Here is a 23,163-nt window from a genome sequence, read left to right as displayed (position 1 = left end):
CTCAATGTCCTTTCGTCTTGATTGCTTCGCCCGCCAGATCGTCCAGGATCGGGCAATTCGGCCGCTCGTCGCCGCCGCAGCAATGGGCCAGGTGTTTCAGCGTCTTCACCATGCTTTGCAGCTCGACGATCTTGGTTTCCAGCGCCCCGATATGGCCTGTGGCGATGGCCTTGACCTCGGCGCTGGCGCGCTCCTTGTCCTGCCACAGCCCCAGCAGCGTCGCCGTCTCCTCCACCGAGAACCCCAGCGTTCTTGCGCGCTTGACGAAGCGCAACGTGTGCACCTCGTCGCTGCTATAAACCCGGTAATTGCTCTCGGTGCGCAGCGGCGCCCGGATCAGCCCGATGGATTCGTAGTAGCGGATCATCTTGGCCGACACGCCCGTGGCGCTCGAGGCCTCTCCGATATTCATAGCTTTGCTCCTTTCACGCCACGCAGGCGTTGCGCATTGCCCACCACGAAGACGCTCGACAGCGCCATCGCCCCGGCCCCGATCATCGGCGACAGCAGGATGCCGAAAGCCGGGAACAACACCCCCGCCGCCACCGGGATCAACACCACGTTGTAGCCAAACGCCCAGAACAGGTTTTCCCAGATGTTCTTCATCGTCGCCCGGCTCACCGCGATGGCATCGAGCACACCCTTCAGATCGCCGCCCAGCAGCACCACGTCGGCGCTCTCGATCGCCGCATCCGTACCCGTCCCAACCGCGATCCCGATATCGGCCGCCGCCAAAGCCGGCGCATCATTGATCCCGTCCCCCACATAGGCGACCTTTCGGTCCCCCTCACGCAACGAGTTCAGCGCTTCGATCTTGCCCGCTGGCAAAACTTCCGCCCGCACTTCATCAATGCCCAACTGCCGCGCAATGGCTTCAGCCGTGCGCCGATTATCGCCCGAGATCATCGCCGTCTTGATGCCCTTGGCATGCAGCGCCGCGATCACCGCCTTGCTGCTTGGCTTGATCGTATCGGCCACCACGATTGCCGCGGCCAGCTTGTCGTCAATCACCGCAAACACCGGCGTCTTGCCCTCATCGGCCAGCTTTTGTGTCGCGGCGTCGAAATCGGCGAAATCGAGATGCGCGAACTGCCGCTGCGCCCCGATGGCGACCAGCCGTCCGTCCACGCGGGCCTGCACACCCCGGCCCGGCAAGGAATTGAACTCCGTCACCTCACCTAGCCGCAGCCCAGCCTTCTCCGCCGCCGCCACGATGGCCGCACCGATTGGATGTTCCGACCGCGCCTCCACCGCCGCCACCAGCGCCAGCACCTCGTCATGCTCGAAATCATCATCGAGAATGATGTCGGTCAGCTCCGGCTTGCCCTTGGTCAGCGTCCCGGTCTTGTCGAACGCCACCACCGTCACGTCGCGCAACTGTTGCAGCGCTTCGCTCTTGCGGAACAGCACGCCCAGCTCAGCCGCGCGGCCCGTGCCGACCATGATCGAGGTCGGCGTCGCCAGTCCCATGGCACACGGGCAGGCGATGATCAGCACCGCGACCGCATTGACCATGCCGAACACATAAGCCGGCTCCGGCCCCCAAATCGTCCACACACCAAAGGTCGCCACTGCCAAGGCGATCACCGCCGGCACGAACCAAAGGGTGATCTTGTCCACGACCGCCTGGATCGGCAACTTGCCGCCCTGCGCTTCCTCCACCATGCGGATGATCTGCGCCAGCATGGTGTCCCCGCCCACCTTGGTGGCGCGGAAATTGAAGCTGCCCGAGGTATTCAGCGTGCCGCCGACCACCAGCGCGCCGACGCCCTTGGAGACGGGCAGGGGCTCACCCGAAATCATGGATTCATCGATATTGCTCTGCCCGTCGACAATCTCGCCATCGGTGGCGATCTTCTCGCCGGGACGCACCACGATGATATCCCCGGCCACGACCTGCTCGATCGGCAGTTCAACAGTTTGCCCGTTCCGCTGCACCCGCGCCGTCTTGGCCTGCTCGCGCACCAGCCGTTGAATAGCTTCGCCGGTGCGCCCCTTGGCCAGCGCTTCAAGCAACCGCCCGACCAGGATCAGCGTCACGATCACGGTGGCCGATTCGTAATAGACATATTGCGTCTGCGCCGGCAGCCATTGCGGCGCGAACGTCACCACCACCGAGAACAGGTAAGCCGCGCCGGCCCCCAGCGCGACCAGCGAGTTCATCTCCGGCGCCCCGCGCAGCAGCGCCGGAATACCGATCTTGAAAAAGCGCCAGCCGGGCACGAACAGAACGATGCTGGCCACCACGAAATACGCAATATACAGCGCCTGCTGCGGCACCAGGCTCAGCAGCGCCATGTGGAAGTCCATGAAGAAATGGCTGCCCATTTCCAGCACGAACAGCGGCAGCGTCAGCACCGCGGCGATTGTCACGTCGCGCTTGAGCACGCCGGCGTCCTCGTCATGGTGCTGGTGGCCGCCATGCATATGCTGGCTGTGATCGGTCTGCTTGCCCGTATAGCCGGCCTTTTCGATTGCCTTGAGCAGCGCGTCCACATTGCTGGTATCGGCCAGTTGCACGGTGGCGCGCTCGGTCGCCAGGTTGACCGATGCGGCGGTCACCGATGGCACCTTGAGCAGCGCCTTTTCCACCCGCGACACGCAGGAGGCACAGGTCATGCCCTCGATATCGATGGAAATGGGTCGGGTTTTTAGCTCTATGTCAGTCATGATTTCACCTCGTCCCACAGCATATAGAGGTTCCCATCATGGGAAGGTCAAGGGCCAGGGCGAGGATTAGCGGATTAACCGGATTAAGGGTGCGTTAACCTTCGAATAGTGCATAGCTGGGCTGACGTAACTCTATCTACTCGGTCGGCAATAACGGCCCTAGATATAAGTCACCAAACAGAAGGGGAAATTGAAATGAACATCCGCCAGAAACTTGCCCAGTTCGCTCAGTATCAGCAGACCGTGCGTGAGCTCAACGCTCTCGACAACCGCCAGCTCCACGATCTCGGCATCAGCCGCACCGATATCAAGGCTGTTGCCCGCGCTGCTCGCTAAGCCGAACACTCTCTACCAAAGCTGAAGATGAAGGCGTCCATTCGGGCGCCTTTTGTCTTTTCAGGACTCTAAAACCTGAATCCAGTGTGAACGTCCTGCCTCATTCCTGTGCACCAAATGCATAATAGATGTGCATAGAGTCCATCTTCTAATCACGACCCCACGGCTATAGATAAGGGCCATCAACCGAAGGGGAAATGAAAATGACCATCCGCCAACGCCTTGCACAATTCGCCCAGTATCAGCGCACGATGCGCGAGCTCAGCAACCTCGACAACCGCCAGCTCAACGACCTGGGCATCACCCGCGCCGATTTCAAGGCGATTGCTACCGGCAAGCTTGCTCAGTAATCACTGCTGATTTTAGTGCTGTAGATGAAGGCGTCCATGCGGGCGCCTTTTGTCTTTTCTGGGATCAGCGGATCACATCCGCCGGCTTCGCTTCCAGCGCCGCAATCGCGTCCTCAGGCTTCATGCGCACCTGTAAGCCGCGCTTCCCGCCATTCATGAAAATCTCTTCAAGCAGCACCACGGTTTCTTCGATCACCGTGGGCACCTTGCGCTTCTGCCCGAACGGGCTGATGCCGCCGACCTTGTAGCCTGTCAGCCGCTCGGCATCGACGGGCTTCATCATTGCCGCATGCTTGCCGCCAACGGAAGCGGCGAGCTTTTTCATATTCACTTCCTCGTCCGACGGCACCACGACACAAACCGGCTTGCCGTCGACTTCGGCCATCAGGGTCTTGAATACCACGCCGGGCTCCACGCCCATGGCCTCGGCCGCCTGCAGTCCGACGCGGTCAGCATTCGGGTCGTAATCGTAACTGGCCAGCGTGAAGGGCAGGCCCGTTTTGGTAATGGCGACGGTGGCGGGCGTGGTCTTGTGCATCGCCCATTTCTAGCCGATTGCGCCACCCGATCAAGCGGCGCACTACCAGCGGCGCTCGGTGAAAGTCAGCTTGTCGAGGCCAAGATCACGCTGCAAACTCTCCGAGGCAAACCGCAAATCGACCGTTGCTCGCCGCTGACGGCGGGTCGGGCGGGCGTCCAGCCACGCCTTGACGCGGGCGAGCAGGGTGGGCTTGCAGGGCTGGGCATGAGATGATGCAATCAAGGTCATAGCTCTAACGGCCCTTATGCCGGGCCGCCTCCTATCCATTCCGATGCACCAGATTTATGGCTAACCAGGCTGTTTATCCAATCGAAGCTCGACTACCATGCATAAGGAGAGGTTATGCATCATGAGCCAGTCGCTGCCGCCATTAACCGCCATCCGCGCCTTCGAGGCGACGGCCCGTCACCTCAGTTTCACCAGGGCCGCCGACGAGTTGGGCATGACGCAGGCCGCCGTCAGCTACCAGATCAAACTGCTCGAGGAGCGGGTGGGCGCTCCCTTGTTTCTCCGCAAGCCGCGCCAGATCGCGCTCAGCGAGCTGGGCGCAAAACTGGCCCCCGAAGTGACGCGGGCCTTCGATACAATGCGCGAGGCTTTCGCCGATACGCGCGGCCGCGCCGACGGCACGCTCGCCATTTCCTCGGTGCCCATCTTTGCCAGCCATTGGCTGGCGCAGAACGTCGGCCTGTTCCAGGTCGATCATCCCGACATTGCGGTGCGTATCGAAAGCGATGTGCGGCTGACCGATTTTGCCGCTGACGAGATCGACGTGGTCATCCGTGGCACGCGCAAAATCCTGCCCGGCCTGGTCGGCCACCTGCTGATCAAGGCCGATTTTACCCCCATGCTCAGCCCCGGCTTGGCCGCGACCATCGGCGGTATTCGCGAACCGGCGGACCTGTTGAAACTGCCCTTCGTCAACAGCGGGGACGACTGGTTCGAGCTGTGGTTCGAACAGGCCGGTGTCAAGGATCGCACCGTGCCCCAACGGCCAATTAGCCTTTTGGGATCGCAGAATCTGGAGGCCGCCGCAGCCATTGCCGGACGCGGTATTGCCATGCTGTCTGCCGGGTTCTACCGCGATGAACTGGCCTCCGGGCGCCTCATCCAGCCCTTCGACCTGCTGGCCACCGATGGCCATGGCTATTATCTGGTCTATCCCGAGACCCGGCGCAACTCCCCCAAGATCCGCGCCTTCCGTGATTGGATCGTGGCGGCCACCGCCCCGCTTCGCGCGGAGGGCTAATCAAGCGAAAATCGCCCGCTCCCGCGCCACGACTTCGCTCAGGAATTCGGCCACGACAGCCACCCTGCGGATCATCCGCAGATCCTCGTGCACCACGGTCCAATAGCTGCGCTTGAGCGTGTGCTCTGCCAGCACCGGCACCAGCGCCGCGTCGCCCCGTGCCATGAAGCCGTGCAGAATGCCGATTCCCGCGCCCGCCCGAACCGCCTCGGTCTGCCCCATGGCCGACGACACCGCAATGCTGGAGCGCCAGTCCTTGAGGAACTCGGCCGTGTAGTCGAGTGATGCGGTGAACAACAAATCCTCCACGTACCCCACCAGCCGATGCCGCCCCAGATCGGCCAGCGTCCTTGGCTCACCATGCCGCGCCAGATAATCCGCCGAAGCATACAGCCCCAGCCGATAATCGGTCAGCTTGAGCGCCACCAGTCGCCCTTCGCTCGGCCGCTCCAGCGTCACCGCGATATCCGCCTCCCGCCGCGACAGCGAAAACGTGCGCGGCACCGGCACCAGCTCGATCCGCAACCCCTGATGCCGCTCCACCAGTTCCCCAATACGCGGCGCCAGAAACGCGACCCCAAACCCATCCGGCGCCCCGACCCGCACCGTCCCCGCAATCCCGCTATCGGCCCCCGCTGCCTCGCGCGCCGCCAGCATCTCGCTTTCGATCCGCTCGGCATGGATAAGAAATTTTTCCCCCTCCGATGAAAGGTCGCTGCCATTGGTCTTGCGCACGAACAGCCGCGCGCCCAGCGCTTCCTCCAGCGCGGTCAGCCGCCGCGCCACGGTGGCATGGTTCAGCGCCAGCGCCTTCGCGGCCCCCAGAATTTGTCCCTGCCGCGCCACGGCCAGGAAAATCCGCACGTCGTCCCAATTCATCGCGCTACACTTTCCGCACAACCGATGGCAAATCTATCGTGTTGCCCCGCAAAATTTATAGCCTCATGACTCCTCCCCAACAAGAGGAGCTCTTATGCGCACCATCGGCCATTTCATCGACGGCGTCGAAACCACCGGCCACAGTGCCGAATACCAAGACGTGTTCAACCCTGCGACCGGCGAAGTGCAGGCCCGCCTGGCCCTCGCCACCGAGGCCGATCTGGACGCCGCCGTCGCCTCGGCCCTCGCCGCGCAACCCGGCTGGGCCGCCACCAATCCGCAGCGCCGGGCCCGGGTGTTCTTCAACTTTGTGGCCCTGCTCAATCGCGATATGGACGCCCTGGCCGAACTGCTCAGTGCTGAACACGGCAAGACCTTCGACGACGCCAAGGGCGACATCATGCGCGGCCTCGAAGTGGCTGAATTCGTCACCGGCGGCCCGCACCTGCTCAAGGGCGAATTCACCGAAGGCGCCGGCCCGGGCATCGACATGTATTCCATGCGCCAGCCGGTCGGCGTCGGTGCCGGCATCACGCCGTTCAATTTCCCCGCGATGATCCCGCTCTGGATGCTCTGCCCCGCGATCATGGCCGGCAACGCGTTCATCCTCAAGCCCTCCGAGCGCGACCCCTCCGTGCCCGTCAAGCTGGCCGAACTGATGCTCGAAGCCGGCCTGCCCAAGGGCATTCTCAACGTCGTCCACGGCGGCAAGCCCACCGTCGACGGCATCCTCGCCCATGAGGGCATCGCCGCCGTCTCCTTCGTCGGCTCCACCCCTATTGCCCGCTATGTCTATGCAACCGCCGCCGCCCACGGCAAGCGCGTCCAGGCCTTTGGCGGCGCCAAGAACCACATGATCATCATGCCCGATGCGGACATGGAAAAGGCCGCCGATGCGCTGATGGGCGCCGGCTATGGCGCCGCCGGCGAGCGCTGCATGGCAGTCTCCATCGCGGTCCCCGTGGGCGACGCCACCGCCGACAAGATCATCGCCGCGCTGCGTCCGCGCATCGAAAAGCTCAAGGTCGGCCCCGCCACCGACCGGGCCACCGAGATGGGTCCGCTCATCACCGCCGCCGCCAAGGAACGCGTCCTCGGTCTCATCGACAAGGGCGTGGAGCAGGGCGCAACCCTGGCCGTCGATGGCCGCGGCCTCTCGCTGCAGGGCTATGAAGGCGGCTACTTCGTCGGCGCGACACTGTTCGACAACGTCACCGCCGATATGGACATCTACAATGAAGAAATCTTCGGCCCGGTCCTCTCGGTGGTGCGCACCAAGACCTACGAGGAAGCGCTCAAGCTGACCATGGACAACCCCTATGGCAACGGCACCGCCATCTTCACCCGCGACGGCGACGCCGCCCGCGATTTCGCCACGCGCGTGAATGTGGGCATGGTGGGCATCAACGTCCCGGTCCCTGTGCCTGTCGCCTATCACAGCTTCGGCGGCTGGAAGGCCAGCTCGTTCGGTGACCTCAACCAGTATGGCACCGACTCGATCCGGTTCTGGACGCAGATCAAGACCGTCACCGCCCGCTGGCCATCCGGCATCAAGGACGGCGCGGAATTTCAGATGCCGGTGATGAAGTAGGGCGGCGCACACGACCTTCACCTCTCCCTGGGGGGAGAGGTGAAGGTCGTGTGCGCCGGGTGAGGGGGCCTTTACTGGGCTCGGTGTTTGAGAAAGGCCCCCTCACCCGCCCCGAAGGCGGGTCGACCTCTCCCCCAAAGGGAGAGGTGACAAAAGGCCCGGTGATCTCTCACCGGGCCTCCGTATTTCATCCAAGGTCAGCAGATCAAACGATCCCGCTCGACCCCGCCTCGATCGCCGGCCGGATCGCCCCGACCTTCGCCCGATACCCAGCCTGACGATACGCCGCCACCGGATCGATCGCGCCGCCAGCTTCCAGCCGTGCCATCGCCAGGATCGGCTCGACATCCGTGCGGAACGCCTGCTTCAGCGTCTGCGTCGCAGCCAGCGCGTCATTGCCGGTCTGATAGCCTTCCAGCGCCTTGCGATCAACAATCAGCGACTGCGCATAGGCGCGCTGAACTTCGGTGGCGCTCAGCATCAGCGACTCGATCGGATCGGTGACATTGTGCGACTGGTCCAGCATGTGCGCCGGGTTGAAATCGGGATACCGGTTCTCGGCATCCACCAGCTCGTTGAACACCAGGAACAGCCGATACGGATCGATCGAGCCCGCATCCAGATCGTCATCGCCATACTTGCTGTCGTTGAAGTGGAAGCCACCCAGCTTCCCAAACTGCGCCAGCCGCGCCACGATCATCTCGATATTCACATTCGGCGCATGATGCCCCAGATCGACCAGGCAATACGCCTTGTCGCCGAGTTCCTTGGCGATCAGGTAATTGGTGCCCCAGTCCTGCACCACCGTCGAATAGAACGCCGGCTCATACATCTTGTGTTCGGTGTAGAGCCGCCAATCGTCCGGCAGCTCGGCATAGATCGACTTCATCGCCTCGAGATAGAACTCGAACTGCTTGGTGAAATTGACCTGCCCGGGGAAGTTCGAACCATCCCCGATCCACACCGTCAGCGCCTTAGAGCCGATGGTCTGGCCGATCTCGATGCATTCCAGATTATGCTCGATCGCCTGGCTGCGCGTCTCTGCCTGATAAGCCGCCAGCGAGCCGAACTTGTAGCTCTGCAACTGCCCCTTGGCATCGGCAAAGGTGTTGGAATTCATCGCATCAAAGCCCAGGCCAAACCGCGATGCTGCCTGCTTGAGCCGATTGGGATCGGCCTTGTCCCACGGAATATGCAGCGACACAGTCTTGGTCGCCTGCGTCAACTGGGCGATGACGGCGCAATCCTCGATCTTGTCGAAAATATCGCGCGGCTCGCCAATGCCGGGGAAGCGGGCAAAGCGCGTCCCGCCGGTGCCGACACCCCAGGACGGGACGGCCACCGAAAACGCCGCGATCTTGGCCTTGATGTCGTCGATAGCGACCCCGCGCCGGTCAAGCCGCTCGCCAAGCGTGTCATAGTCGACATTGAGGTCGGCCAAGCGCTCGGCGTTGCTGGCTTCGACGGTGGATTGGTCGATGATGGTATCGGTCATGTGTTTCCTCCCTAATGGCCGCCCCACCGATAGGCCCCCTCACCCGGCCCAAGAGGGCCGACCTCTCCCCCAAAGGGAGAGGTGAAGAGGCGCTCGATGCCCACCTCTCCCTTTGGGGGAGAGGTCGCCGCATAACGGCGGGTGAGGGGGCCTTGTTGTTACTTACCGTGTGAAACTCTGCGCGTTGCCAGCGTCCACATTGATGATGTTGCCCGTCGACTTCGCCGACATGTCAGACGCCAGGAAGTAGATCGCTTCAGCGATATCTTCCGGGAACACGCTCCGCTTGAGCATCGAGCGCTGGCGATACATTTCCTCCAGGCCATCCTTGTCGGTCTTGTAGGTCGATGCGCGCTGCTCGAGCCATTCGCCCGCCCAGATCTTGGAGCCTCGCAGCACTGCGTCCGGGTTCACCGTATTGACGCGGATCTGCTCTTCCGCGCCTTCCAGCGCCAGGCACCGCGCCAGATGGATTTCCGCCGCCTTGGCCGTGCAATAAGCCGCCGCATTCGGCGAAGCGGCCAAGCCATTCTTGCTCGCCACAAACACCACATTGCCGCCGATCTTCTGCTTGCGGAACAGGCGGAAGGCCTCCCGGGAAACGAGGAAATAGCCCGTGGACAGGATGTCCATGTTCTTGTTCCACAGCTCCAGCGTCGTCTCCTCGATGGGTGCCGACGAGGCGAGGCCGGCATTGGACACCAGAATATCCAGCCCACCGAATTCCACCACCGCATGAGCGAAGCCGGCGATCACTGCGTCTTCCTTGGTCACGTTGATATTGACCGGCCGCACGAAGTCCACACCGAACGCCTTGCCGAGCTCGTCATTGGCCGCAGCCAGCGCCGTCTCGTCGATATCCGCCAGCACCACGCAGGCGCCTTCGCGCAGCAACCTGGCGGCCGTCGCCTTGCCGATGCCGCCAGCCCCGCCGGTAACCAGCGCGATCTGGCCCGCCAGCGATTTCGGCTTGGGCATCCGCGCCAGCTTGGCCTCTTCAAGCAGCCAATATTCGATATCGAAGGCTTCCTGCTCGGGCAGCCCCTGATAGGTCGAAACCGTCGAAGCGCCGCGCATCACGTTGATGGCGTTGACGTAGAACTCTCCGGAAATCCGCGCCGTCGCCTTGTCCTTGGCGAAAGTGAACATGCCCACGCCCGGCATCAAATACACCACCGCATTCGGATCGCGTACGGCCGGCGAATTGGCGTGCTTGGAGCGGTCGTAATAGGCCTGATAATCGACTCGATAGGCGGCGATGTCCTCGGGAATCTTGGCGATCACCGCGTCAACATCGGGATTGGCCGGATCGAATTCGATCACCAACGGCCGGATTTTCGTGCGCAGGAAATGGTCCGGGCACGACGTACCCAGCGCCGCCAGCGGCCGCAGATTGTTGGAATTGACGAATTCCAGCACCGCCGCCGAGTCATCGAAATGCCCCAGCTTGTGGCTGTCTTCCGAGATTAGCCCGCGAATCTTCGGCATCAGCTTGGCCGCGATGGCCCGACGCGCATCGGCATCCAGCGACTTGACCGCTTCACCACCAAAAATGGTCTTGCCCGAGGTCTGCCCTTCAAACCATTCGATCGCCTGGTTGATGATGGCGATGGTCGTTTCGTAGCATTCCTTGGGGGTGTCGCCCCAGGTGAACAGGCCATGCGACTCAAGGATCAGCCCCTTGGAGTTCGGATTCTCCTCGCAATACTTGCCCAGCCACAGGCCCAGCTCAAAACCAGGCTTCTTCCACGGCAGCCAGCCTATGGTGTCGCCAAAGATCTGCTTGGTCAGTTCCTTGGAATTGACCGATGCCGCGATGGCGATGATCGCGTCGGGATGCATGTGGTCCACATAGGCATGGTTCACATAGGCATGCAGCGGCGTATCGATCGAGGCGGCGCGCGGGTTCAGGTTGAACGTGGCGTGGGGCAGGTAGCCCACCATTTCGTCTTCATAATCCAGCCCACGATAGAGCCCCTTGAGCGCCCGCAGCTTGTCCATATAGAGCGTCGAAAAGCCGTCGAGCTTGATCGAGGCGCTGTCGCCGCCCGAACCCTTGACCCACAAAACCTCGACCGTCTCGCCCGTCAGCGGGTCCTTCTGCATGATCTTGGAGGAGGTATTGCCGCCGCCGTAATTGGTGACGCGCTTGTCGCTGCCGAGCAGGTTCGAGCGGTAGACGAGACGCTCGGGCTCGCTCATGGCGGCCGCTTTTGCGTCGTCCCAGAGGTTGGCGAGGCGCTTGGGCGCGGTGGTGGACATGGGGGCTCCTCCAAGAGATTGGCAGCAAAATTGTTGGCCGGACATGGCCACAGATCGTCGCAGGCTGTCAATCACAAACGATCAGGTTCAATCATGACGTTAGTATAACAATCAGAAACGGCAAAATCATGATTGACACTGATTGGAATTGATGGGAGCAAATGGCCAGGGAGAACGCCTTTGCACGAAACCGAGCGCCACAGAGTCATTCTGGCTGCCGTCCAATCGCGGCCGCTCGCAACCGTGACTGATTTGGTCGACATGACCGGAACGTCTGAGGCGACGATCCGTCGGGACATCGCGGCTCTGCATGTGCAGGGCCAATTGCGCCGGGTGCGCGGCGGCGCCGAGGCGGTCAATCCCCCAGAGCAGGGCGGGCTGATGGGCCGTCCGTTTTCGGTCAACGAAACCATCAACATGACCGCCAAGCGCGCCATCGCCCGCGAAGCTGCTGCTCTCTGCAAGGATGGCGAGCCGATCATCATCAATGGCGGCACCACCACCTACCAGATGGTGCATCACCTCGCCTCGCGCCGGCTCAGCGTCTTCACCAACAGCTTCGCCATCGCCGAGCACCTGATCCACAATTCGCGCAATTCCGTCGTCATTCCCGGCGGCACCGTCTATCGCGAGCAGAACGTCATTCTCTCGCCCTTCGGCGGTGTCGTTGCCAGCCACTTCTATGCGCGCAAAATGTTCATCGGCTGCCAAGGCATCGGCCAGCACGGGCTGATGGAAGCCGATCCCATGGTCGTGCAGTCCGAGCTTGGCCTGATCGGGCAGGCGGACGAGCTGATCGTGCTCGCTGACTCATCCAAATTCACCTCTCATTCGAGCCTCATCCTGTGCGGGCTCGACCGAATAGCCACCGTCATCACCGACGGCGGCATACGCGACGAAGACCGCCAAATGCTCGAAACGGCAGGCGTGCGGCTCATCGTGGCGGACACCAGCGCCCAGAGCGATCGCCAAGCCATCGCCTGAGCCAACTAAAACCAAAACTATCCCAGGGAGGGATCCTCATGAAACTGCTCAAGACTCTGGCCATCACCACCGCGCTCGCCGCGCTGTTTGCCAGCCCGGCCTTCGCCCAGACCCGCATCGCGCTGGTCGTCAAGTCGCTCGGCAACGGCTTCTTCGATGCCGCCAACAAGGGCGCCCAGGAAGCCGCCAAGGAACTCGGCGATGTCGAAGTCATCTATACCGGCCCGACCGCTGCCACTGCTGAAGCCCAGATCGAAGTCATCAACTCGCTGATCGCCCAGCAGGTCGACGCCATTGCCATCTCGGCCAACGATCCCGACGCGCTGGTTCCGGTCCTCAAGAAGGCCATGGAACGCGGCATCAAAGTGATCTCGTTCGACTCGGGCGTTGCTCCCGAAGGCCGCCAGGTTCACCTCAATCCATCCGAAACCAACCTGATCGGCGAGACCATCATCAAGCTTGCCTCCGATTATCTGCCAGATGGCGGCGACGTAGCCATCCTGTCGGCATCCTCAACCGCGACCAACCAGAATGCCTGGATCGAAGCCGCCAAGGCTGCGCTTCCCAAGGAATTCCCCAAGATCAACCTCGTCGCTACCGTTTATGGCGATGACGACTCGGTCAAGTCGACCGACGAAGCCAAGGGCCTGATCGCGTCCTACCCCAACCTCAAGGCCATCATTGCCCCGACCACCGTCGGCGTCGTGGCTGCCGCCCAGGTCGTCACCGACATGGGCCTGATCGGCAAGGTCAACGTGACCGGACTCGCTCTCCCCTCCGAGTTCAAGCAGTTCATCGACAATGGCGCGAGCCAGGCCGTTGCGCTGTGGAACCCGATCGATCTGGGCTACTCGGCCGTGATGATTGCCGATGACCTGGTCAAGGGCGGCGAAGCCAAGCCGGGCGCAACCTTGGCCATCGGCCGCATGGGCTCGATCACGCTCGACGACACCAACTCCGCCGCAATGGCGCCTCCCTTCACCTTCGACAAGTCCAACATCGAAGAATTCTCGAAGATCTATTGATCTTCTTCACCTCTCCCTCTGGGGGAGAGGTCGACGTGAAACGTCGGGTGAGGGGGCCTTTCCAAGTGTAAGAAGGCCCCCTCACCCTACCCCTCTCCCCCAAAGGGAGAGGGGACCAGATCGAGCGCGTGGCTAGTTTTCGTTCACGCGAAGGAAATCCATATGACCGCACCCGTCCTCACCCTCTCCGGCATCACCAAAACCTTCCCCGGCGTGCGGGCGCTCCACAACGTCTCGCTGGAACTCTTCGCCGGCCAGGTCACCGCCCTGATCGGCGAAAACGGCGCGGGAAAATCCACCCTGGTCAAGGTCATGACCGGCATCTACCAGCCGGACGCTGGGGAAATCACCGTCGCCGGCAAGCTCGTCACGCTCCCCACCGCCCACGCCGCCTTCGAGGCCGGCGTTACCGCCATCCACCAGGAAACCGTGCTGTTCGATGAACTGACCGTGGCTGAAAACATCTATCTCGGCCACGCGCCGCGCAATCGTTTCGGGATGATCGATTGGCGCAAGATGCGCGCCGAGGCCCGCGAGACGCTGGATTCCATGGCCGCGGGGATCGACCCCGATATCAAGCTCAAGGAACTCGGCATCGCCAAGAAGCACCTCGTTGCCGTGGCGCGGGCGCTCAGCATCGATGCCCAGATCGTCATCATGGACGAGCCGACCGCCGCCCTCAGCCAGAAGGAAATCGAGGAGCTGTACGTGCTCATCGAACTGCTCAAGCAGGACGGCAAGGCGATCCTGTTCATCTCCCACAAGTTCGATGAAATCTATCGCATCGCCGACCGCTTCACCGTCTTTCGCGATGGCGAAATGGTCGGCACCGGCCTCATCCAGGACACGACCCAAAACCAGATCGTCCAGCTAATGGTCGGCCGCTCCGTCGACCACATTTTCCCCGCCCGCAATGCGGTGATCGGCGATACCGTGTTTGAAGCCAACGGCCTCAGTCACCCCACCGAATTCGACGACATCTCCTTCGCCGTCCGCAAAGGCGAAATCCTTGGCTTCTATGGCCTCGTCGGCGCTGGCCGCAGCGAGGTCATGCAGGCCGTCTTCGGCATGACCACGCTATCCTCCGGCTCCATGACCTTGGACGGCCAACCGATCGCCCCCAAATCCGCCGCCGACGCCGTCGAAGCCGGCATCGTCTATGTCCCCGAAGAACGCGGCAAGCAGGGCGTCATCACCGGCCAGCCGATTTTCCAGAACGTGTCGCTGCCCTCGCTCAAGAAAACCTCCAGCAACGGCTTCCTGCGCGCCGCCAAAGAGTTCGACCTCGCCCGCACCTATACCGAGCGCCTCGACCTGCGCGCCTCCTCCCTCAGCCAGAACGTCTCCACCCTGTCGGGCGGCAACCAGCAGAAGGTGGTGATCGCCAAATGGCTGGCCACCAACCCCAAACTCATCATCCTCGATGAACCCACCAAGGGCATCGACATCGGCTCCAAAGCCGCCGTGCATGGCTTCATGGGTGAACTCGTCGAGCAGGGGCTGTCGGTCATCATGGTCACCTCCGAGCTGCCCGAAGTGCTCGGCATGGCCGACCGCATCGTCGTCATGCGCGAGGGCCGCATCATCGCCACCCTCGAAAACAAGGGTCTCAAGCCCGAAACCCTGGTGCGCCTCGCCGCCGGTATCGCCGAGGAAGCCGCAGCATGAACCGCCTCCTGAAACACCGCGAAATCTTCCTGGCTCTGGCCATCCTGCTGCTGCTCGTGCTGGTCACCGCGCGTTTCCCGCGCTTCGCCGCGCCCGGCAACCTGCTGACCATTTTCAACGACACCTCGATCCTGATGATGCTGGCCCTCGGCCAGATGACTGTCATCCTCACCCGCTCCATCGATCTATCCATGGCCGCCAACCTGGCGCTCACCGGCATGATCGTCGCCATGACCAACGCCGCTTTCCCCGGTGTGCCGATCCCGCTGCTCATCGCCGGCTGTGTGATCGTCGGCGGCATCCTGGGCGCGTTCAACGGCGTGCTGGTGTGGAAGCTCAATATTCCCCCCATCGTTGTGACGCTGGGCACGCTGACCATCTATCGCGGCCTGATCTTCGTCATTTCCGGCGGCGCCTGGGTCAATGCCGCCCAGATGAGCCCCGATTTCGTCGCTCTCCAACGCGGCGCCTTCCTCGGCCTGCCGATCCTCAGCTGGTTCGCCATCGTCGTCGCGCTGCTGTTCTGGCTGCTGATGACGCGCACGCCCCTCGGCCGCTCGCTCTACGCCATCGGCGTCAATCCCACAGCCTCGGTCTATACCGGCATCGATGTCGGTCGCACGAAATTCCTCGCCTTCACCATTGCGGGCGCCGTCTCGGGCCTTGCCGGGTACCTCTGGATTTCCCGCTACGTCATCGCCTCCACCGAAGTCGCCAGCGGTTATGAACTCACCATCATTGCCGCCTGCGTCATCGGCGGCGTCTCCATCGTCGGCGGCATCGGCACCGTCACCGGCGTCCTGCTTGGCGCCCTCTTCCTCGGCGTCATCAACAACGCCCTGCCGGTCATCAATATCTCGCCCTTCTGGCAAATGGCCATTTCGGGCAGCGCCATCCTCCTCGCCGTCATCCTCAACGCCCGCGGCGAACGCCAAAAAGGTCGCGTGATTTTGAAGAAGGCGGAGGGATGATGGGTCAGCGTTTGATCCACCCCCACCCTCATTCCCTCCCCACAGGGGGGAGGGAAGCCTGTTCCTTGGCTCGCTTGTTTCCGAGCAAACACCATGCTTCGATTGAGCAGAGGACGCGCAGCCATCGTCTCCCTCCCCCTTGTGGGGAGGGACGGCGCGCAGCGCCAAGGGTGGGGGTTCGTTTGAGCATCGAACGCGCGCGAGAACTCCGCAAACGCATGCCCGCACCCGAAGCCAAATTGTGGAACGCCCTGCGCGAAATCCGCCCGCTCGGCTTCCACTTCCGCCGGCAAGTCCAACTCGGCCCGTACTACGCCGACTTCGCAATTCACGCTCAACGCCTCGTCATCGAAATCGAGGGCGACACGCACGGCTCGCAGGCGACCATAGCCTATGACACCCGGCGCGACGCGCTTATCGCCTGCCAAGGCTATCGCGTGCTGCGCTTCACCAACGAGGACATCATGCGTCACCTTGATGGTGTGATGACCGTGATCTTGGGTGCGCTCGAGACCCCCACCCTCACTCCCTCCCCACAAGGGGGAGGGAAGCCCGCCCGGCGTTTGCTGGACGATGAAGGCCAATCCAAATGACCGATACCCCCGCACCCCGCCATCTCCCCAACCGCCTCGATAACCCCCTCCGCTCATCCATCCTGAGCTGGGAGAGCCTCCTCATCGCCGTGGCGGTGGTGATTTTCATCATCAATTCCTTCGCCTCGCCCTATTTCCTCAACGCCTATTCGCTGAGCGACCTGACGTTCAACTTCACCGAAAAGGCGCTGATCGCGCTGGCGATGGCATTGCTCATCATCTCGGGTGAAATCGATCTGTCGGTCGCGGCAATCATCGCGCTGGCCTCCACCCTTATGGGTTTTGCGCTGCAATTCGGCGCCGATACGCCCGTCCTCGTCGCCATCGGCATCGGCACCGGCATCCTCTGCGGCGCCTTCAATGGGTTTCTGGTCACCGGGCTCAAGCTGCCCTCGATCGTGGTCACCATCGGCACCATGAGCCTGTTCCGCGGCATTTCCTTCATCATCCTCGGCGACCAGAGCTACAAAGGCTATCCGGCCAGCTTCGCCTGGTTCGGGCAGGGCTATGTTTATTGGGTCATCTCGTTCGAGCTGGTGCTTTTCCTCGTCATGGCCGTGCTCTATTACGTGCTGCTACACCGCACCAATTTTGGCCGCCGCGTCTATGCCATCGGCAATAACGACATCGCCGCGCAATTCTCCGGCGTCCGCGTCGCCCGCACCAAGTTCATCCTGTTCTGCCTCACCGGCGTCATGAGCGGCATCGCCGCCGTGCTGCTAACCGCGCGCCTCGGCTCCACCCGCCCCTCCATCGCCGAGGGTTTCGAGCTGGAAGCCATCACCATGGTGGTGCTCGGCGGCGTGTCGATCCTTGGCGGGGCAGGGTCTATCCTCGGCGTGGTTCTGGCCGCGCTCATCGTCGGCCTCGTCACCTTCGGCCTCGGCCTGCTCAATGTGCCCGGCATCGTCATGACCATCTTCACCGGCTCGCTGCTGATCGTGGTCATCGCCCTGCCGATCCTGTTCCGGCAGTGGCGAAACCGGCGTCCAGCTTAGGACTGATAGTTTCCAACGCCGCAACGGCCACCGGCCTGCCTCCCTCCCCCTTGAGGGGAGGGATCGAGGGTGGGGTGTCGCGGGCCGCGCAAACTCAAAGCCCGCGAGATTGGCGAGCCTCCGACACCCCCACCCTAGCCCTCCCCTCAAGGGGGAGGGTACTGATCGGGGCTCTCCGGCAGCATGCCTAAACCTTCCCCGCCAAAAACGCCCCCAGCCGATCCAGCCGCGCGATCCACTCAGCTCTGCGGCTTTCGATAATCTGATGCAAAAGTGCAGCCATGGCGTCACCTCCTGATCGTTTAAGCATACGCTTAACCGATCGACGCTTCAACGCTTAAATCATCACTTAAGCGTTGGCGGCACGTGCGAATTACGCACCGCCCGCGCCATCAGCCACACCGCGAGCACTACGAACGGCGCTGCAATCGACAGCGTCATGGTCTTTTCAAAGTGCCATTCCTCCAGCGGCCCGGCCAGCAGGTAGCTCAATATCCCCAGCAGGTAATAGCTGATCGCAATCGTCGACAACCCCTCGACCGTCCGCTGCAGGTGGAACTGGCTGTTGGCCGTTTGCGCGATATTATCCAGCACCGACTTGTTCTGGATCTGCATGTCCAGCCCGATGCGCACATTGAGCAGCCCGATAGCGCGCTCGATCTTGTCCGACAGCACGCTCAGCCGCTTTTCCATCGCCGCGCAGGTGGCCAGCCCCGGATCAACCCGATTGCCAATATAATGGGTCAGGCTCGAACCGGCTCCGGTCGAGCTTTCCCGCAACCCCGCCAGCCGCGTCCGCAAAATATCCCCATAGGCATGGCTAGCGGCAAAGCGATAGCCCAGCCGCTCCGACAATTGCCCGGTCCGCACCGACAGCGCATGCAGCGCAGCTAGCGCCGTCTGCACCGTCTCCGGCGTGGTCGCGGTGGATAGCGTTTCGATCAGCGCCGTCAATTCTATCTCGGTGGAGCGCAAGGCGGGCGATTGCTCGCGCGCCAGCGGCAGGCCAAGCAGCGCCATGGTGCGATAGGTTTCCACCTCCAGCAGCCGCCGCACGATGATCGAGCGGCGCAGCACGCTCAATTGCCCGGCGGCCAGCTCGAACCGCGTGAAGTTTTCCGCGTCCGGCACGAAGTCGGTCGCCACCTGCGCGCGGCCAGTATCGAGGTCGGAGACGCAGAGGCTCGCCAGCGCGAAGCCGGGCAACAATCGTTCGGGCACCTGCGCATCCGCGATCACGTCGAGGCGCATCGCCCCAATCAGCAGGCTTTCGCCCAGCGCCTGCAGGCCGATATCCTCGGGCCAGTTCTCCATATCGTGCAGGTCGGCGCGCCAGGTCACCGTGACGAACTCGGTGTGGAATTCCCAAGTCACGTGGCGCGCGCCGATGTCGAAGCCATATTGCCGGCTGGCCACGGCGGGCGTCGGCACGCCGGCCTCGTGACAAAACTGCTCGAACCGGGCAAAAACCTTTGTCATCGCGCCAGCCTCTGGCGGCATGACAAAGACCAGCCGCCGAATACGGCCGGGGCCGGGGACGATTTCCACCGGGCGCGCGTGCACCTCGTCCATGATGGCATGGCGATAAGGATGATCGATCGGGCGCGGCAAGGCCATCTGAGTCTCCGAAAGCCAGGATGCAACGGCTGTCACATATGACAAGAGCCACGATCGTCCGGTTTGGCAATGCGACCTTCGCGCAGGCGAGACAAGGCGTCGCAGGCTCAGCCGCCCTCGATCATGGCCGCGATCGCCTGCGCTATGCCCTTGCCCCCCCTGGGCCAGCACAGCCAGAAATTCATGTCATAACGCGGGGGCAGGGCCACCTGCCGCAAGTCCCCCGCGATACGCGCCACCGAGGCCTGCGGCAGCACCGAGACGAAGCCGTGATGCAGCACCATATTGAGGATGACCGGGATCGAGTCGATTTCCACCAGCCGCACTTTCGCGCGTTCCGCGGGCGTCATGGTCTCCTCGATGATGCGGTTGATGCGCTGCCGCAACCCGCTGCGCGAACTCGGCACGGCGAGCGGTGCAGAGAGCAGGGCGGTGGTGCTATCCCCAACCGCCGCGCCCACGATGGCCAACGATGTCCGCGTAATGATCCGGCCATCGAGGTCCGGTGGCAATTCCTCGGTATCCAGCAGCGCCGCGTCGAACTGCCCGTTCTTGAGCCCGCGCAACAGGTCCTCGGCCGTAGTCGAACTCACGAACAGCGGAATCCGTGGTCGCTCGTTATGCCACCGCGCCACGAGGCTCGCCAGCAGCCGCGCTATTTCGCTTTCATACCCCAGCGGAATGACCGACCCCAGCCGCGCCGTCGCCGCGGTCTTGCGAAACCGATCCTCCGACGCCAGCGACAGCCGCCGCCACGCCTGCAGCAGCGTCGCGGCCCGTTCGGCCAGCGCCATCCCGTCGGCGGTCAACGACGAGCCATCACGGCTGCGCTCCAGCAGCACCGTGCCAAAAGCCAGCTCGAACTGTGCCAATTGCCGCGTCAACTGCGGCTGCCCCAATCCCATCACCCGTGCCGCCCGCCTGATGCTGCCCTGCGCCGCCACCTGGGTAAATCGCTCCAGCGTCTCCAGCTTGATCGTCCCGCTCGCTCCAAGCTCGCGCGCCAATAGCGCTGCCGCCGCAATTTCCGGCCCTAGCCGCACCGCCTCCAGCGTTGTCACCAGCCCGGCACCGGCGCGCTCGACCAGTTTCACCGAGATTTCGCCCTCAAGCCGCGCTATGGAAACCGCAATGCTCGATACCGGCCGGCCCAAGGCGCGCGCGGCCCCGCGCACGCTGCGCTCGCGCAGCACCACATCCATGGCGATCAGGGTCGCGGTATCCATTGTCCACCCTTTGGGCAGGCGGTGCGGTTGCCTAAGAAACCCGCATAGGCCTGTTCAACAATTGGGATATCCCATGAACCAGAACTATCCAATAGCGTGCTGATATGAACCACGTTGCGATCACGTCGACCGGTCCCGCCATTCGCCTCAACGGCAAGCCACTGAGCTTTTCCGATATTGCCCGCATCGGCGCCCGCCGCGCTCGTCTCGTCGCCGACGAAGCCGCCCTGCAGCGCGTCGCCGAAGCCCGGATCGTGGTCGAGGACGCCATCGCCGCCGGCCAGCCCGTCTACGGCTCCACCACCGGCGTCGGCGCCATGAAGGATGTGGAGTGGTCCGCCGACGAGCTTGACGCTTTCAATCTCGGTCTCGTTCGCGCCCATCATTTCGGCACCGGCGAAGCCTTCCCCGCCGACGTCATCCGCACCGCCATGGCCATTCGCGTCAACATGGCGCTGACGGGCCGCGTCGGCTGCACCGTCGATCTGGTCGAAGCCTATCTGGCCCTCCTCTCCAACGATGTCGTCCCCGTGGTGCGCCGCACCGGCTCCATCGGCTGCGCCGATATCGGCTTGATGGGCCAGATCGGCGCTGTGTTGACCGGGGCGGGGGAGGCCCAGTTCAAGGGCATCCGCATGCCCGCCGAAGACGCTCTCGCCGGTGCCGGCCTCAAGCCCTTCAAGCTCGCTCCGCGCGACAGTCTGGCCTCCATTTCCACCAACGCGGTGGGCTATGCCGCCGCCGCCAATGCCCTGCGCAGCGCCGCCGACGTCACCCGCGTTCTCCTCGCCACCGGCCTCACCACCGCCGGCGCGCTCGGCGCCTCGCGCGACCCGTGGAAGGCAGTCGCCCATGTCGGCACCGATCGCGAAGCGGGCATCGGCGCCTGGCTCTATTTCAACGCCAAGGGCTGGGACTGGCCCAGCGCTACCCACATTCAGGACCCGCTCAGCCTGCGCATGATGAGCCAGGTCTTCGCCACCGGCTTCGAAACCCTCGTCGTCGCCGGCAAGACCCTGCTCGCCGCCACCGGCCGCACCGACGACAATCCGGTCGTCGCGGGCGGTCAGGTGCTCACCTCCGGCGGTTCGCTCCCCCTCGACGTCAGCGTCTTCATGCAGACCGCCCAATTGGGCCTCACCCACATCGCCCGCAATTCGTTCAACCGCTGCGTGCTGCTCGGCAATGGTGGCCGCCGCGACCTGCCGGTCAACCTCGTCCCCCACGGCACCATCGCCACCGGTTTTGGCCCCATCATCAAGCTGGCCGGCGAGCTCTACACTCGCGTGCTGACCCTCACCAATCCCATCTCCGCCAATTCGCTCGTGGTCGCCGGTGGCCTCGAGGATGAGGCGACCTTCCTCCCCCTGATTGTCGAGCGTCTCGAGCGTCAGGTGCTGGCGCTTCGCCGCCTCGCCGCGATCGAGGGCATCCTTTCGGCCCAGGCCATGGACATCTCCCTTGACCGTCCGGGCAACGTGCCGGGCATCATCTACAACCTGGTCCGCCAGCATGCTGACAGCTATTGGCAGGACCGCCCGCTATCGGCGGAGGTGGAGGCAGTTGAACTCGCTCTGGGCTCCGATGACCTGATGAGCGAACTTATTTCCCACTCGAAGATTATGGAGTTGGACGAGTTTTTCGCCCTGGGGCCGGTTGCGTAGTATTTTCCGCCCTAGCTGAATGCCGACAAGACGATAGGTTAGGGACAGACCGGGTGGGAATCCGGACAACAAGGAGAATTCAATGCGCCTCTCTACCAAAATCCTGAGCGCCGCTCTCGCGCTCGCCATGACGGTGACCGCCGCGCAGGCCCAGGTCGTCGTTTCTTCCAAGATCGATACCGAAGGCGGGGTGATCGGCAACATCATCAAGCAGGTGCTTGAAGCCAACGACATCGCCGTCACCGACAAGATCCAGCTGGGCACCACCCCGATCGTGCGTGCCGCCATCATTGCCGGCGAAATCGACATCTATCCCGAATATACCGGCAATGGCGCTTTCTTCCTGACCCAGGAAGCCGGTGCCGATCCGCTGCTGTGGAACGACGCCACCAAGGCCTACGAAGAGGTCAAGAAGCTCGACTACGAGCAGAACAAGATCGTCTGGCTGCAGCCCTCGCCCGCCAACAACACCTGGGCCGTCGCCATCCGCAACGACGTCGCCACCGCCAACAATATCAAGACCTTCTCCGATTTCGGCAAATGGGTTGCCGGTGGCGGCGAAGTCAAGCTGGTCGCCTCGTCCGAGTTCGTGAACTCGCCCGGCGCCCTGCCCAAGTTCCAGGAAGTCTACGGCTTCACCCTGAAGCCCGAACAACTGGTAACGCTCTCCGGTGGTGATACCGCCGCCACCATCGCCGCCGCTGCCCAGCAGACCAACGGCGTCAACGCCGCCATGGTCTACGGCACCGACGGCGGCATCGCCCCCTCGGGCCTGACCGTGCTGGAAGACGACAAGGGCGTGCAGCCCGTGTACCAGCCCGCTCCGATCATCCGCGAAGCCGTGCTGAAGGAACACCCGGAAATCGAAACCCTCTTGGCCCCCGTCTTCGCCAAGCTTGATCTGGTGACCCTGCAGACCCTCAATGGCCGCGTCCAGGTCGGCGGCGAAGCCGCCGCCGCCGTCGCGACCGACTTCCTGACCACCAATGGCTTTCTGAAGTAAGCAGGCTTTGGGGTGGAGGTTTGCCCAAGCGGACCCCCACC

The 23,163-nt window shown here is 63.0% G+C and carries 21 protein-coding genes; 12 read left to right on the top strand and 9 right to left on the bottom strand.

The genetic code is table 11. The features are described from left to right. Window position 1: 1 nt before the first annotated feature. Both cueR and ABIB57_RS03690 read right to left on the bottom strand, forming a co-directional pair. On the bottom strand, window positions 2-412 hold the full coding sequence (gene cueR, locus ABIB57_RS03695) for a Cu(I)-responsive transcriptional regulator (protein ID WP_354038512.1): 411 nt from the start codon (window positions 410-412) through the stop codon (window positions 2-4). Beyond that, complete coding sequence (locus ABIB57_RS03690) at window positions 409-2,670, bottom strand: heavy metal translocating P-type ATPase (protein ID WP_354038510.1); 2,262 nt, start codon at window positions 2,668-2,670, stop codon at window positions 409-411. Before ABIB57_RS03690 ends, cueR begins: the two co-directional genes overlap by 4 nt. 195 nt (window positions 2,671-2,865) lie before the next feature. On the opposite strand from ABIB57_RS03690, the gene ABIB57_RS03685 reads away from it, so the two are divergent. Together ABIB57_RS03685 and ABIB57_RS03680 are read left to right on the top strand one after the other, a co-directional pair. Then, window positions 2,866-3,006, top strand: coding sequence for a DUF1127 domain-containing protein (locus tag ABIB57_RS03685; RefSeq protein WP_354038508.1), 141 nt, complete (start codon window positions 2,866-2,868; stop codon window positions 3,004-3,006). 203 nt (window positions 3,007-3,209) lie between these two features. Beyond that, window positions 3,210-3,356, top strand: a complete 147-nt coding sequence (locus tag ABIB57_RS03680; protein ID WP_299729924.1) for a DUF1127 domain-containing protein — start codon at window positions 3,210-3,212, stop codon at window positions 3,354-3,356. Between the two features lie 64 nt (window positions 3,357-3,420). Here ABIB57_RS03680 and ybaK read toward each other — a convergent pair whose 3' ends face one another. Then, entirely contained in the window at window positions 3,421-3,894 is a 474-nt protein-coding gene (gene ybaK, locus ABIB57_RS03675; protein WP_354038507.1) for a Cys-tRNA(Pro) deacylase, read from the bottom strand. A 42-nt stretch (window positions 3,895-3,936) separates the two neighbouring features. After that, window positions 3,937-4,119: a hypothetical protein gene (locus tag ABIB57_RS03670; RefSeq protein WP_354038505.1), complete on the bottom strand. Its 183-nt coding sequence runs from the start codon at window positions 4,117-4,119 to the stop codon at window positions 3,937-3,939. A 127-nt stretch (window positions 4,120-4,246) separates the two neighbouring features. On the opposite strand from ABIB57_RS03670, the gene ABIB57_RS03665 reads away from it, so the two are divergent. After that, window positions 4,247-5,146: a LysR substrate-binding domain-containing protein gene (locus tag ABIB57_RS03665; protein ID WP_354038503.1), complete on the top strand. Its 900-nt coding sequence runs from the start codon at window positions 4,247-4,249 to the stop codon at window positions 5,144-5,146. Here ABIB57_RS03665 and ABIB57_RS03660 read toward each other — a convergent pair whose 3' ends face one another. Next, window positions 5,147-6,025: a LysR family transcriptional regulator gene (locus tag ABIB57_RS03660; protein WP_354038502.1), complete on the bottom strand. Its 879-nt coding sequence runs from the start codon at window positions 6,023-6,025 to the stop codon at window positions 5,147-5,149. It abuts the gene before it with no gap. Between the two features lie 94 nt (window positions 6,026-6,119). Between ABIB57_RS03660 and ABIB57_RS03655 the strand changes: the two genes are divergently transcribed. Continuing rightward, window positions 6,120-7,616, top strand: coding sequence for a CoA-acylating methylmalonate-semialdehyde dehydrogenase (locus ABIB57_RS03655; RefSeq protein ID WP_354038500.1), 1,497 nt, complete (start codon window positions 6,120-6,122; stop codon window positions 7,614-7,616). A 205-nt stretch (window positions 7,617-7,821) separates the two neighbouring features. Here the strand turns inward: ABIB57_RS03655 and rhaI are convergent, their stop codons facing one another. Together rhaI and ABIB57_RS03645 are read right to left on the bottom strand one after the other, a co-directional pair. After that, entirely contained in the window at window positions 7,822-9,111 is a 1,290-nt protein-coding gene (gene rhaI / locus ABIB57_RS03650; protein WP_354038499.1) for an L-rhamnose catabolism isomerase, read from the bottom strand. A 162-nt stretch (window positions 9,112-9,273) separates the two neighbouring features. Next, entirely contained in the window at window positions 9,274-11,373 is a 2,100-nt protein-coding gene (locus ABIB57_RS03645) for a bifunctional rhamnulose-1-phosphate aldolase/short-chain dehydrogenase (protein ID WP_354038498.1), read from the bottom strand. 180 nt (window positions 11,374-11,553) lie between these two features. On the opposite strand from ABIB57_RS03645, the gene ABIB57_RS03640 reads away from it, so the two are divergent. The 6 genes from ABIB57_RS03640 (at window position 11,554) to ABIB57_RS03615 (ending at window position 17,612) form a co-directional block, all read left to right on the top strand. Beyond that, window positions 11,554-12,357, top strand: a complete 804-nt coding sequence (locus tag ABIB57_RS03640) for a DeoR/GlpR family DNA-binding transcription regulator (RefSeq protein ID WP_354038497.1) — start codon at window positions 11,554-11,556, stop codon at window positions 12,355-12,357. Window positions 12,358-12,395: 38 nt separating this feature from the next. Continuing rightward, window positions 12,396-13,382, top strand: coding sequence for a rhamnose ABC transporter substrate-binding protein (gene rhaS / locus ABIB57_RS03635; RefSeq protein ID WP_354038495.1), 987 nt, complete (start codon window positions 12,396-12,398; stop codon window positions 13,380-13,382). Window positions 13,383-13,544: 162 nt separating this feature from the next. After that, complete coding sequence (locus ABIB57_RS03630; protein ID WP_354038493.1) at window positions 13,545-15,050, top strand: sugar ABC transporter ATP-binding protein; 1,506 nt, start codon at window positions 13,545-13,547, stop codon at window positions 15,048-15,050. Continuing rightward, on the top strand, window positions 15,047-16,021 hold the full coding sequence (locus ABIB57_RS03625) for an ABC transporter permease (protein ID WP_354038491.1): 975 nt from the start codon (window positions 15,047-15,049) through the stop codon (window positions 16,019-16,021). Before ABIB57_RS03630 ends, ABIB57_RS03625 begins: the two co-directional genes overlap by 4 nt. A 182-nt stretch (window positions 16,022-16,203) precedes the next feature. Beyond that, entirely contained in the window at window positions 16,204-16,614 is a 411-nt protein-coding gene (locus ABIB57_RS03620) for an endonuclease domain-containing protein (protein WP_354038489.1), read from the top strand. Then, window positions 16,611-17,612, top strand: coding sequence for an ABC transporter permease (locus ABIB57_RS03615; protein WP_354038488.1), 1,002 nt, complete (start codon window positions 16,611-16,613; stop codon window positions 17,610-17,612). Before ABIB57_RS03620 ends, ABIB57_RS03615 begins: the two co-directional genes overlap by 4 nt. 345 nt (window positions 17,613-17,957) lie before the next feature. Here ABIB57_RS03615 and ABIB57_RS03610 read toward each other — a convergent pair whose 3' ends face one another. Both ABIB57_RS03610 and ABIB57_RS03605 read right to left on the bottom strand, forming a co-directional pair. Beyond that, the gene (locus ABIB57_RS03610) at window positions 17,958-19,229 is read right to left on the bottom strand and encodes a DUF3422 family protein (RefSeq protein ID WP_354038487.1); all 1,272 of its coding nucleotides are present in this window, start codon (window positions 19,227-19,229) and stop codon (window positions 17,958-17,960) included. Window positions 19,230-19,336: 107 nt separating this feature from the next. After that, window positions 19,337-20,455: a LysR family transcriptional regulator gene (locus ABIB57_RS03605; protein WP_354038485.1), complete on the bottom strand. Its 1,119-nt coding sequence runs from the start codon at window positions 20,453-20,455 to the stop codon at window positions 19,337-19,339. A gap of 104 nt (window positions 20,456-20,559) precedes the next feature. Here ABIB57_RS03605 and ABIB57_RS03600 point away from each other — a divergent pair, with 104 nt between their 5' ends. Together ABIB57_RS03600 and osmF are read left to right on the top strand one after the other, a co-directional pair. After that, window positions 20,560-22,119 (top strand): aromatic amino acid ammonia-lyase, encoded by a 1,560-nt coding sequence (locus ABIB57_RS03600; RefSeq protein WP_354038483.1) that lies wholly within the window; start codon window positions 20,560-20,562, stop codon window positions 22,117-22,119. An 82-nt stretch (window positions 22,120-22,201) separates the two neighbouring features. Continuing rightward, window positions 22,202-23,122: a glycine betaine ABC transporter substrate-binding protein OsmF gene (gene osmF, locus ABIB57_RS03595; protein ID WP_354038481.1), complete on the top strand. Its 921-nt coding sequence runs from the start codon at window positions 22,202-22,204 to the stop codon at window positions 23,120-23,122. The last annotated feature ends 41 nt before the right edge of the window (window positions 23,123-23,163 follow it).

It is taken from the genome of Devosia sp. UYZn731 (assembly GCF_040546795.1).
Classification (GTDB): domain Bacteria; phylum Pseudomonadota; class Alphaproteobacteria; order Rhizobiales; family Devosiaceae; genus Devosia.
The sequence above is the reverse complement of the archived record's forward strand: the minus strand, read 5'-3'. Positions and strand labels throughout refer to the sequence as shown.